Origin of the sequence: Streptomyces sp. SID5785 (assembly GCF_009870065.1) — a bacterium.
GTDB lineage: Bacteria > Actinomycetota > Actinomycetes > Streptomycetales > Streptomycetaceae > Streptomyces.
Window position 1 is genome coordinate 1 of record NZ_WWIA01001038.1, and the last position, 10,940, is coordinate 10,940.

The 10,940-nt window shown below is 71.9% G+C and carries 11 protein-coding genes; 8 read left to right on the forward strand and 3 right to left on the reverse strand.

Annotated elements, in window-relative coordinates:
- The first annotated feature begins 128 nt into the window (after positions 1-128).
- The 3 genes from xseA (at position 129) to GTW43_RS33650 (ending at position 2,503) form a co-directional block, all read left to right on the forward strand.
- Positions 129-1,436, forward strand: a complete 1,308-nt coding sequence (xseA, locus tag GTW43_RS33640; RefSeq protein WP_237536953.1) for an exodeoxyribonuclease VII large subunit — start codon at positions 129-131, stop codon at positions 1,434-1,436.
- 14 nt (positions 1,437-1,450) lie between these two features.
- Positions 1,451-1,702, forward strand: a complete 252-nt coding sequence (locus tag GTW43_RS33645) for an exodeoxyribonuclease VII small subunit (RefSeq protein ID WP_161305769.1) — start codon at positions 1,451-1,453, stop codon at positions 1,700-1,702.
- Between the two features lie 210 nt (positions 1,703-1,912).
- Positions 1,913-2,503, forward strand: a complete 591-nt coding sequence (locus GTW43_RS33650; RefSeq protein WP_161305770.1) for a malonic semialdehyde reductase — start codon at positions 1,913-1,915, stop codon at positions 2,501-2,503.
- 125 nt (positions 2,504-2,628) lie between these two features.
- Here GTW43_RS33650 and GTW43_RS33655 read toward each other — a convergent pair whose 3' ends face one another.
- The gene (locus tag GTW43_RS33655; protein WP_161305771.1) at positions 2,629-3,165 is read right to left on the reverse strand and encodes a DUF4245 domain-containing protein; all 537 of its coding nucleotides are present in this window, start codon (positions 3,163-3,165) and stop codon (positions 2,629-2,631) included.
- Between the two features lie 203 nt (positions 3,166-3,368).
- Between GTW43_RS33655 and glpX the strand changes: the two genes are divergently transcribed.
- Positions 3,369-4,403: a class II fructose-bisphosphatase gene (glpX, locus tag GTW43_RS33660; protein WP_161299636.1), complete on the forward strand. Its 1,035-nt coding sequence runs from the start codon at positions 3,369-3,371 to the stop codon at positions 4,401-4,403.
- 122 nt (positions 4,404-4,525) lie between these two features.
- Here glpX and GTW43_RS33665 read toward each other — a convergent pair whose 3' ends face one another.
- On the reverse strand, positions 4,526-4,894 hold the full coding sequence (locus GTW43_RS33665; protein ID WP_161299637.1) for a WhiB family transcriptional regulator: 369 nt from the start codon (positions 4,892-4,894) through the stop codon (positions 4,526-4,528).
- A 156-nt stretch (positions 4,895-5,050) separates the two neighbouring features.
- A complete protein-coding gene (locus tag GTW43_RS33670; protein WP_161299638.1) occupies positions 5,051-5,743 on the reverse strand; it encodes a DUF1707 and DUF2154 domain-containing protein in 693 nt (230 codons plus the stop codon).
- A gap of 176 nt (positions 5,744-5,919) precedes the next feature.
- Between GTW43_RS33670 and GTW43_RS33675 the strand changes: the two genes are divergently transcribed.
- From GTW43_RS33675 to GTW43_RS33690, 4 genes are all read left to right on the forward strand, one after another.
- On the forward strand, positions 5,920-7,587 hold the full coding sequence (locus tag GTW43_RS33675; RefSeq protein ID WP_161299639.1) for a fumarate hydratase: 1,668 nt from the start codon (positions 5,920-5,922) through the stop codon (positions 7,585-7,587).
- 94 nt (positions 7,588-7,681) lie between these two features.
- Complete coding sequence (locus GTW43_RS33680; protein WP_161299640.1) at positions 7,682-9,067, forward strand: class II fumarate hydratase; 1,386 nt, start codon at positions 7,682-7,684, stop codon at positions 9,065-9,067.
- A gap of 85 nt (positions 9,068-9,152) precedes the next feature.
- On the forward strand, positions 9,153-9,824 hold the full coding sequence (locus GTW43_RS33685) for a DUF402 domain-containing protein (protein WP_161299641.1): 672 nt from the start codon (positions 9,153-9,155) through the stop codon (positions 9,822-9,824).
- A 126-nt stretch (positions 9,825-9,950) separates the two neighbouring features.
- Entirely contained in the window at positions 9,951-10,670 is a 720-nt protein-coding gene (locus tag GTW43_RS33690; RefSeq protein WP_161299642.1) for a class I SAM-dependent methyltransferase, read from the forward strand.
- Positions 10,671-10,940: the final 270 nt, after the last annotated feature.

A 10,940-nucleotide genomic window follows, 5' to 3' on the forward strand; every position in this document is an offset into this window, starting at 1 on the left:
CGCGGGGAACTGCGCGAGAAGCCCCACCGGCCGACAGCGGCGGCGACGAAACGGGCGGAGCCACGGCGGTGAAGGGGCCCGGGCCCACACATACCCCCGTTGTCAGCGGAGGCGATTACGCTCGGCGCATGGCTGCCAACACGACCCCCGAGACCCCCCTGCCGGTGGGGCAGGTCTCCCGGCTGATCGGCGGATGGATCGACCGGCTCGGCGCGATCTGGGTCGAGGGGCAGATCACCCAGCTGTCCCGCCGCCCGGGCGCGGGCGTCGTGTTCCTGACGCTGCGCGACCCGTCGCACGACATCTCGGTGTCGGTGACGTGCTTCCGCCAGGTGTTCGACGCGGTCGCGGACGTGGTCCGGGAGGGCTCGCGCGTCGTCGTGCACGCGAAGCCGGAGTGGTACGCCCCGCGCGGGCAGCTGTCGCTGCGGGCCGCGGAGATCCGCCCCGTGGGCGTCGGCGAGCTGCTGGCCCGGCTGGAGCAGCTGAAGCGGTCGCTGACCGCGGAGGGCCTGTTCGCGGCGGACCGCAAGAGGCCGCTGCCGTTCCTGCCGCAGCTGATCGGCCTGGTCTGCGGCCGCGCCTCCGCGGCCGAGCGTGACGTGCTGGAGAACGCGCGGCACCGCTGGCCCGCGGTCCGCTTCGAGGTGCGGAACGTGCCGGTGCAGGGCGTGCACGCGGTGCCCCAGGTCGTGCAGGCGGTCAAGGAGCTGGACGCGCTCGACGCGGTGGACGTGATCGTCGTGGCGCGTGGCGGCGGCAGCGTGGAGGACCTGCTGCCGTTCTCGGACGAGCAGCTGATCCGGGCGGTGTCCGCGTGCCGCACGCCGGTGGTGTCGGCGATCGGCCACGAGCCGGACACCCCGCTGCTCGACCTGGTGGCGGACCTGCGCGCGTCCACGCCGACGGACGCCGCGAAGAAGGTCGTCCCGGACGTGGGCGAGGAGTACGAGCGGGTGCGGTGGCTGCGGGACCGGGCCCGGCGCTCGGTGGAGGCGTATCTGGACCGGGAGGAGCGGGGGCTCGCGGCCGCGCTCGCCCGCCCGTCGATAGAGGATCCGCACCGCATGATCGACACCCGGGAGGAGCAGGTCGCGGCGCTGACCGAGCGCGCTCGCCGCACGCTCGGCCATCTCCTCGACCGGGCGGAGTCGGAGCTGACGCACACGCACGCGCGTGTGGTGGCGCTCTCCCCCGCGGCGACCCTGAAGCGCGGGTACGCGGTGTTGCAGCGACCGGACGGTCACGTGGTGCGGGCTCCCGGGGACACGGCCCCCGGCGAGGAGCTGCGCGCCCGGGTCGCGGAGGGCGAGTTCACCGTGCAGGTCACGGACACGGACACGGGCACAGCCCCCGCAGGCGTAGCCACGGGCACGGACACCGGCACCGGCACGGAAGTCATCGAGAACGAGCACGAGAACGAGCACGAGGCGTGAGGACGGACATCAGCATGACGACGAAGGCGGCCGACGAGGCGCTCGGCTACGAGCAGGCGCGGGACGAGCTCATCGAGGTGGTGCGGCGCCTGGAGGCGGGCGGCACCTCGCTGGAGGAGTCGCTCGCGCTGTGGGAGCGCGGCGAGGAGCTGGCGAAGGTGTGCCGGCGCTGGCTCGACGGCGCGCGGGCCCGGCTGGACGCGGCCCTGGCCGACGAGAGCGGACCGGAGGCCGGGGCGGCGGACGAGGACGCACCCGAGGACTGACGACCGGGCTCCGGCTCCGACTCCGGCTCGGGCCCCGCTCCGGCCGCAGCCCACCCCCTCCACCTGCAACGATTCCGCGGTGAGCCCTGTGAACAGGACCACACCCGATTTTGTTGAAAGTTGAACCTCATGGGGCGTACTGTCGTGCCCATCGGCCGATCCGGACGGATCGGATCACTTGGCCGGACCGCTCGCACCGAAGGTTGATCGATGTCTCTCGTTCTTGACCCCGCCGCCCAGGACCTGCTCTTCCGCGAGGCCCGCACCGCGAACACGTTCACCGACGAGCCGGTGACCGACGAGCAGGTGCAGGCCATCTACGACCTGGTCAAGTTCGGCCCGACCGCCTTCAACCAGTCGCCGCTGCGCGTCACCCTGGTCCGCTCCCCCGAGGCCCGCGAGCGCCTGGTGCGGCACATGGCCGAGGGTAACCAGCCCAAGACCGCCGCCGCCCCGCTGGTCGCGATCCTCTCCGCGGACAACGAGTTCCACGAGGAGCTGCCGCAGCTGCTCCCGCACGCCCCGCAGATCAAGGACATGTTCTTCTCGGAGCGCCCGGTCCGCGAGAACGCCGCCGCGCTGAACGCCGCGCTGCAGGCCGCCTACTTCATCATCGGCGTGCGCGCCGCCGGTCTGGCCGCGGGCCCGATGACCGGCCTCGACTTCGCGGGCGTCCAGAAGGAGTTCCTGGACGACGACCACGCCCCGCTGATGGTGGTCAACATCGGCAAGCCGGGCGAGGACGCCTGGTTCCCGCGCTCCCCGCGCCTCGCGTTCGACCAGGTCATCACCACGGTCTGAGCCGGCCCCGTACGCACACAGAGGCGCCCCCGGAGGATGCTCCGGGGGCGCCTTCACGTGCGTACGGTCCGCTCTACGTGCGTACAGTCCGCTCTACGTGCGTCCGGTCGGCCGGGGCGGTGCGCTCAGGCGGTCCGGTCCTGCTTCATCTCCAGGGACCGGGCCATCTTCGTCAGGCCGCCGAAGCCCGCCGTCCCGGTGACGACCGTCGTGGAGCCGTCGGCCCGCAGGACCAGGGCGTCGTACTTCGCACCCTTGTAGCGCTGCCAGGTCCGGTCGCCGATGCGCTCGGTGGCCTTCGTCTCCTCGGCGCCCTCGCTCGCGCTGTCGATGAACTCGGCGGGCTTCGCCGTCGACTGCTTGACCGCGACGTACTGGCCGTCGGGGTCGAGGAAACCGAGGTGCCAGGACTCGTTCGCCGCACCGTCGTACCGCACCGACGTGGGCTTCCAGTCCTTGGCGAGACCGGTGGGGGCGGCGACCGGGTACGAGGCCGCGCGGCGCGCCGTCAGGAGCTCGACGCTGTAGTCCACCCGCTTGACCGACGACTGCTTCGTGTCGTCGTGCGGGATGAACACGTAGGCGGTTCCGGCCGCCACGACGCAGACGCCGAGCGAGAGAACCAGGCTGCCGACCGTCTTCTTGCCATTTCTTCCTGCCACGCGCCCCATCGTCGCAGGTCGCCGGACGATCTCCGTCAGGAGGTCCGGAACGGTGCGTTCCGGCACGCGGCGAGCCGCTCATCCGTGGGGCGGTCTGCTCAGATTGTCGGACTGGCGATAGAGTCGGGGCCGTCAACCCTCATCCGGCCGTCGTCGTATCCCGGTGAAACGCCCAAAAAGCCGGAACAGAAAGGTGCGTCTCGATGACCGAGCATCACCAGCTCCCGTCCGAACTCGAGGTCCCCTCCGAGGCCCCGGACCGCAACCTCGCCCTGGAGCTCGTCCGGGTCACCGAGGCGGCCGCCATGGCCGCCGGCCGCTGGGTCGGCCGCGGTGACAAGAACGGGGCGGACGGCGCGGCCGTGCGGGCCATGCGCGCCCTCGTCTCGACCGTGTCCATGAACGGCGTGGTCGTCATCGGCGAGGGCGAGAAGGACGAAGCGCCGATGCTGTTCAACGGCGAGCGGATCGGGGACGGGACGGGCGCCGAGTGCGACATCGCCGTCGACCCGATCGACGGCACGAGCCTGTGCGCGAAGGGCATGCCCAACGCGATCGCCGTGCTGGCCGCCGCCGACCGCGGGACCATGTTCGACCCGTCGGCCGTGTTCTACATGGACAAGCTGGTGACCGGCCCCGAGGCCGCCGACTACGTGGACATCAACGCGCCGGTGTCGGTGAACATCCGCCGGGTCGCCAAGGCGAAGGGCGTCACGCCGCAGGACGTCACCGTGGTCATCCTGGACCGGCCGCGCCACGAGGGCATCATCAAGGAGATCCGGGAGACCGGCGCCCGGATCAAGCTGATCTCGGACGGCGACGTGGCCGGGTCGATCCTCGCCGTGCGCGAGGACAGCGGCGTCGACCTGCTGCTCGGCATCGGCGGCACCCCCGAGGGCATCATCTCGGCCTGCGCCATCAAGTGCCTGGGCGGCGTGATCCAGGGCAAGCTGTGGCCCAAGGACGACGCGGAGCGGCAGAAGGCGCTGGACGCCGGGCACGACCTGGACCGCGTCCTGTCGACGAACGACCTGGTCTCCGGGGAGAACGTGTTCTTCGTCGCGACCGGCATCACCGACGGCGAGCTGCTGCGCGGGGTGCGCTACCGCTCGCAGACCGCCACCACCTCGTCCCTGGTGATGCGCTCGAAGTCGGGCACGATCCGGCAGATCGACTCCACGCACCGGCTGCGCAAGCTGCGGGCGTACAGCGCGATCGACTTCGAGAACGCGAAGTAGCAAGGCCGCCCGGCGGACCCCGGGCGGACACGGCAGCCGACAGGGCGCCCCGCGATGCGGGGCGCCCTGTCGGTGCGTGTGCGTGTGCAGTGCGTGTGCGTGGATGTGGGGGGCCGGGGTCGTCAGCCGGCCGCCGCCACGGTCCTGGCCGTCTGCTTGAGCTCCATCTCGCGGCGGCGGCGCCGGGCGAGCACGACCCGGCGCTCGGCCGCGGTGAGCCCGCCCCACACCCCGTAGGGCTCGGGCTGGAGCAGCGCGTGCTCGCGGCACTCGACCATCACCGGGCAGCGGGCGCAGACCCGCTTGGCGGCGTCCTCGCGGGACAGCCGGGCCGCGGTGGGCTCCTTGGACGGCGCGAAGAACAGGCCCGCCTCGTCGCGCCTGCACACGGCCTCCGTGTGCCAGGGCTCGTCCTGGTCCCGGTCCCTGACGGGCACGCGCTGGCTGGGAACGGCGGCGACCTGCAGGGACTGGCGCGGCGGATGCAGCACGGTCTACTCCTGACGACGGCTTACGACGGCTTGCGCGAGCGTGAGGCGATGCAGCAAGCTCTACCCGCTGTGTCGGCGCCTATGCACTGAGTTCCGAAGCACGGAAGTTCCCCAGCGCACACGGGAGTTCGGGCCGGGCCGGCCGGGACGCGCGGGTCAGTCGAGGTGTTTGCGCAGGTGCCGGGAGACGGAGCGGCCCACGTACTTGTGGAGATCCGCGACGAGCTTGCCGCGCTTCGGCTTCGCCTCGATGTTGCCGAGGACGGCGACGCCGTCGATGTGGACGACGGGCGCGTCGGAGTCCACCGCCTCCAGCGTGTCGACCTCGAAGTTGCCGAGGACGCCGCCGCCGCTGCCGTGGAGCGTCACGTTCTCCGGGACGCGGATCTCCACGTTGCCGAAGACCGAGACGGCCTTGATGTAGACCTGCCGGTGCTCGAAGATCGCCTCGCTCAGGTCGATCTCGATGTTCCCGAAGACCGCGTACGCGTGCGTGCGGCGGCCCACGCGCCAGCGGCCCTTGCGGGTGGTGGCGCTGAACACCGCCACCAGGTTCTCCTCCGGGACCGGCGGCAGCGGGTCGGGCTGCACCGGGCCCGCGGCCCGGGCCGCGTCCGGGCGGGCCGTGTGGGCGCCCGGCAGGTCCCGCACGAGCGGCTCGAGATCGCCCACGGTCTTGGCCCGGTAGACCCCGTCGATCCGCTCCGCGTGCTCGTCCGCGTCGAGGCGGCCCTCGGCGAGCGCCTCGCGCAGGATGTCGGCGATCCGGTCGCGGTCGGCGTCGGACGCGCGCAGGTCGGCGGGCTCGGCCGCGGGCGTGCTCTGCTGGGGGCGCTTTTGAAGGTCCACGACAGCAGCGTACCCAAACGCGATAGATCGCGACTAGAGGGTGCGAGGCACAAGGCGACAGCGGGGCGGTGCGAACTGAGCCTTACCTCACAGGCCGGGCCGCGTCACCAGGTTCTACGCTGGTTGCCGCTGCCAACGGATGCCAGCTGCTGTCTGTCGAGTGAGGAATGGGCGAGATGCCTGAGTTCGCGTACACCGATCTGCTCCCCCAGGGCGAGGACACCACCCCGTACCGCCTGGTCACCGCGGAGGGTGTCACCACCGCCGAGGGGCCGGACGGCCGTACGTTCCTGAAGGTCGAGCCGGAGGCGCTGCGCAAGCTCGCCGAAGAGGCGATCCACGACATCCAGCACTACCTGCGCCCGGCCCACCTCGCGCAGCTGCGCCGCATCGTCGACGACCCCGAGGCGTCGGGCAACGACAAGTTCGTGGCGCTCGACCTGCTGAAGAACGCGAACATCGCGGCGGCGGGCGTGCTCCCGATGTGCCAGGACACCGGCACGGCGATCGTCATGGGCAAGCGCGGGCAGAACGTGCTGACCGAGGGCGAGGACGAGAAGGCCCTCTCCAAGGGCATCTTCGACGCCTACCAGAACCTCAACCTGCGCTACTCGCAGATGGCCCCGCTGACCATGTGGGACGAGAAGAACACCGGCTCCAACCTCCCCGCGCAGATCGAGCTGTACGCGACGGACGGCGGCGCCTACAAGTTCCTCTTCATGGCCAAGGGCGGCGGCTCGGCCAACAAGTCGTTCCTCTACCAGGAGACGAAGGCCGTCCTGAACGAGGCCTCCATGATGACGTTCCTGGAGGAGAAGATCCGTTCGCTCGGTACGGCCGCCTGCCCGCCGTACCACCTCGCGATCGTCGTCGGCGGCACCTCCGCCGAGTTCGCCCTGAAGACCGCGAAGTACGCCTCCGCGCACTACCTGGACGAGATCCCCGCCGAGGGCTCCGCCCTCGGACACGGCTTCCGCGACAAGGAGCTGGAGGAGAAGGTCTTCGAGCTCACGCAGAAGATCGGCATCGGCGCGCAGTTCGGCGGCAAGTACTTCTGCCACGACGTGCGCGTGGTGCGCCTGCCGCGGCACGGGGCGTCCTGCCCGGTCGCCATCGCCGTGTCCTGCTCGGCGGACCGCCAGGCCACCGCGAAGATCACCGCCGAGGGCGTCTTCCTGGAGCAGCTGGAGACGGACCCGGCGCGTTTCCTGCCCGAGACGACCGACGAGCACCTGGACGACGGCGACGTCGTGAGCATCGACCTGAACCAGCCGATGGACGCGATCCTCGCCGAGCTCACCCGGCACCCGGTCAAGACCCGGCTCTCGCTGACCGGCCCGCTGGTCGTCGCCCGCGACATCGCGCACGCGAAGATCAAGGAGCGGCTCGACGCGGGCGAGGAGATGCCGCAGTACCTGAAGGACCACCCGGTGTACTACGCGGGCCCGGCGAAGACCCCCGAGGGGTACGCGTCCGGCTCCTTCGGCCCGACGACCGCCGGACGCATGGACAGCTACGTCGAGCAGTTCCAGGCGGCGGGCGGCTCCAAGGTGATGCTCGCCAAGGGCAACCGCTCCCAGCAGGTCACCGACGCGTGTGACGCGCACGGCGGCTTCTACCTGGGCTCGATCGGCGGCCCGGCCGCGCGCCTCGCGCAGGACTGCATCAAGAAGGTCGAGGTCGTCGAGTACGAGGAGCTCGGCATGGAGGCGGTCTGGAGGATCGAGGTCGAGGACTTCCCGGCGTTCGTCGTCGTCGACGACAAGGGCAACGACTTCTTCCAGAATCCGGCGCCCGAGCCGACGTTCACGCACATCCCGGTGCGCGGCCCCGGTCTCGGCTGACCACGGTGCGCGTACCCGCCGGACGGGCCCGATTTCCGGGCCCCTCCGGCGTTGCGCCGGGAACACCGGCGGCCGGTCCTCTGCTGTACGGAGTATGAGCGACTACCGCATCGAGCACGATTCCATGGGCGAGGTCCGGGTGCCCGCCGACGCCAAGTGGCGGGCGCAGACGCAGCGCGCCGTGGAGAACTTCCCGGTCTCCGGGCAGCGCCTGGAGCGCGCCCACATCGAGGCGCTGGCCCGGATCAAGGCCGCGGCGGCGAAGGTCAACGCGGATCTCGGCGTCCTCGACGCGGACGTGGCCGGCGCCATCGCGGACGCCGCCGCCGAGGTCGCCTCGGGCCGCTGGGACGACCAGTTCCCCGTCGACGTCTTCCAGACGGGGTCCGGCACGTCGTCCAACATGAACACGAACGAGGTCCTGGCCACCCTCGCCACCGAGCGCCTGGGCCGCGACGTGCACCCCAACGACCACGTCAACGCGTCGCAGTCGTCGAACGACGTGTTCCCCTCCTCGATCCACATCGCCGCGACCGCCGCCGTCACCCACGACCTGATCCCGGCGCTCGACCATCTGGCCGCCGCCCTGGAGCGCAAGGCCGCCGAGTTCGCCGACGTCGTCAAGGCGGGCCGTACCCATCTGATGGACGCGACGCCGGTGACGCTCGGCCAGGAGTTCGGCGGCTACGCGGCGCAGGTCCGCTACGGCGTCGAGCGGCTGCGCTCCTCGCTGCCGCGGCTCGCCGAACTGCCGCTCGGCGGCACGGCCGTGGGCACCGGGATCAACACGCCGCCCGGGTTCTCGGCCGCCGTCATCGCCGAGGTCGCCCGCACCACCGGGCTGCCGCTCACCGAGGCCCGTGACCACTTCGAGGCGCAGGGCGCGCGCGACGGCATCGTGGAGACCAGTGGCCAGCTGCGCACCATCGCGGTCGGCCTCACCAAGATCGCCAACGATCTGCGCTGGGCCGCGTCGGGCCCGCGCACCGGACTGGCCGAGATCAGCCTGCCGGACCTCCAGCCGGGCTCGTCGATCATGCCGGGGAAGGTGAATCCGGTCATTCCCGAGGCGACGCTGATGGTCGCCGCGCAGGTGATCGGCAACGACGCGACGGTCGCCACGGCGGGCGCCGCGGGCAACTTCGAGCTGAACGTGATGCTCCCCGTCATCGGCAAGAACGTGCTGGAGTCGGTCCGCCTCCTCGCCAACGTCACGCGGCTGCTCGCCGACCGCACCGTCGACGGCATCACCGCCCACCGCGAGCGGGCCCGCGAGTACGCCGAGTCCTCGCCCTCCGTGGTCACGCCGCTGAACAAGTACATCGGCTACGAGGAGGCCGCGAAGGTCGCCAAGACGTCGCTGGCGCAGCGCAGGACGATCCGCGAGGTCGTGCTGGAGGGCGGGTACGTGGAGCGCGGCGACCTGACCGTCGAGCAGCTCGACGAGGCGTTGGACGTCCTGCGGATGACCCGCCCCTGACCGGGCGGCGACGGGCGTCCGACGCGGTGACGTGATCGTGACGCCTGCCGCAGCGTCCTGTGCCCCGGGCACCTAATATCTGCCCATGAACGACGACGGCCGGACGGACACGGGGCGCTGGGCGCCCGGAGAGCGGATCCTGTGGCGCTATCGCGCCAACGGCGGGGACGGCTTCCACATCTGCCGCCCGGTCACCGTCGTGGAGGACTCGGCCGAGCTCCTCGCGGTGTGGCTGGCGCCCGGCACGGAGTGCGTGAAGCCGGTCCTGGCGGACGGCACGCCGCTGCACCGCGAGCCGCTCGCCACCCGCTACACGAAGCCGCGCCGGCTGGAGCGCGACCGGTGGCTCGGCACCGGCGTGCTCAAGCTGGCCCGGCCGGACGAACCGTGGTCGGTGTGGCTGTTCTGGGAGCAGGGCTGGCGCTTCCGCAACTGGTACGTGAACCTGGAGCAGCCCCGCACCCGCTGGTCGGGCGGGGTCGACTCCGAGGACCACTACCTGGACCTGTCGGTGTACCCGGACCGCAGCTGGCGCTGGCACGACGAGGACGAGTTCGCGCAGGCGCGCGCGGTCGGCCTGATGAGCGCGGAACAGGCCGCGTCCGTACGGGAGGCGGGGCGCCGCGCGGTCGGCGTCATCGAGGCGTGGGGGCGTCCGTTCCCGGACGACTGGCCCGCCTGGCGGCCCGATCCGGCGTGGCCGGTTCCCGCCCTTCCGGCGGACTGGGACCGTACGCCCGCGCACGTGTCGTCATGAGACCCTTGATGCGCCCCCGGGGAGGAAACGTAGGATCGTCCTCCGCAAGAGCGCGGCGCGGCACGGGGAGCGGTACGGGGAGCACCTTCGACGGCAACTCCTCCTGTGCGCGGCAGGTCTGACACGATGTCGACGAGGTCATCGAGGGGCGGCGGGACCGTGGGTGCGAGCAGTGGAGCGGGCGAGGGGTACACGGGGGGCGCGACCGACCGGTCGGGCCAGGCCGCGGCGTTCGACGCGATCGGCGGCCGGTACGACGAGGCGTTCCCGCACAAGGACGGCCAACTGGCCGCGGTGGAGCGGTTGCTGACCCGTCTCGAGCCCGGGGCCCGGGTCCTGGACGTGGGCTGCGGCACCGGGGTGCCGACCGCCCGCCAGCTGGTGGACGCGGGACACGCGGTGGTCGGGGTCGACCTGTCCGAGGGCATGCTGGACCTGGCCCGCAAGCAGGTGCCGAAGGCCGAGTTCCGGCAGGCCGACCTGACGACGCTCACCGCCGAAGGCCCGGACGCGCTCGGCCCGTTCGACGGCGTCACCTGCTTCTTCACCCTGCTCATGCTGCCGCGGGCCGAGATCCCCGGCGCGCTGCGGCTGCTGCGCTCGCTGCTGCGGCCCGGCGGACGGCTCGCCCTGTCCATGGTCGAGGCGGACCTGGACGACACCGAGATCCCGTTCCTCGGTCATACCATCCGGGTTTCCGGGTATCTGCGGGACGAGCTGCACCAGATCGTGCGGGACGCGGGCTTCGAGATCACCGGGGAGGAGACGTACGCGTACGCTCCCGCGAGCACCGACGCCCCACCCGAGCACCAGCTGTTCATCGACTGCCGGCGCACCGGCGAGTAGTACGGCGCGCAGCCCCGGACGGACGGATTCGACACGCGTGACGGAGCACTCAGCCTCTTACCCAGGCTCGCCCGAAGGCCGCCACGGACCAGCGGCCCGCCCCGCCGATCCCCGCGGGGCGCTGCGGCATGCCCCGCAGGCCTCCGCGGCCCCCGGCGGTTTACCGGAGCCGCCGCGCCGGGCCGCCGCGTCCCCCGCCGCCTCCTCGCCCGCCTCGTCCTCGGCGTCGGCCGACGCCGAGCACACGCAGTCGCGCTCGCCGTCGCCGGA

Bases quoted from the DNA above. Each gene is read 5' to 3' on its own strand.
- GTW43_RS33680 (WP_161299640.1), top strand. From the start codon at position 7,682: ATGAGCGACTACCGCATCGAGCACGATTCCATGGGCGAGGTCCGGGTG.
- GTW43_RS33650 (WP_161305770.1), top strand. From the start codon at position 1,913: ATGTCTCTCGTTCTTGACCCCGCCGCCCAGGACCTGCTCTTCCGCGAG.
- GTW43_RS33690 (WP_161299642.1), top strand. From the start codon at position 9,951: ATGTCGACGAGGTCATCGAGGGGCGGCGGGACCGTGGGTGCGAGCAGT.
- glpX (WP_161299636.1), top strand. From the start codon at position 3,369: ATGACCGAGCATCACCAGCTCCCGTCCGAACTCGAGGTCCCCTCCGAG.
- GTW43_RS33645 (WP_161305769.1), top strand. From the start codon at position 1,451: ATGACGACGAAGGCGGCCGACGAGGCGCTCGGCTACGAGCAGGCGCGG.
- GTW43_RS33675 (WP_161299639.1), top strand. From the start codon at position 5,920: ATGCCTGAGTTCGCGTACACCGATCTGCTCCCCCAGGGCGAGGACACC.
- xseA (WP_237536953.1), top strand. From the start codon at position 129: ATGGCTGCCAACACGACCCCCGAGACCCCCCTGCCGGTGGGGCAGGTC.
- GTW43_RS33685 (WP_161299641.1), top strand. From the start codon at position 9,153: ATGAACGACGACGGCCGGACGGACACGGGGCGCTGGGCGCCCGGAGAG.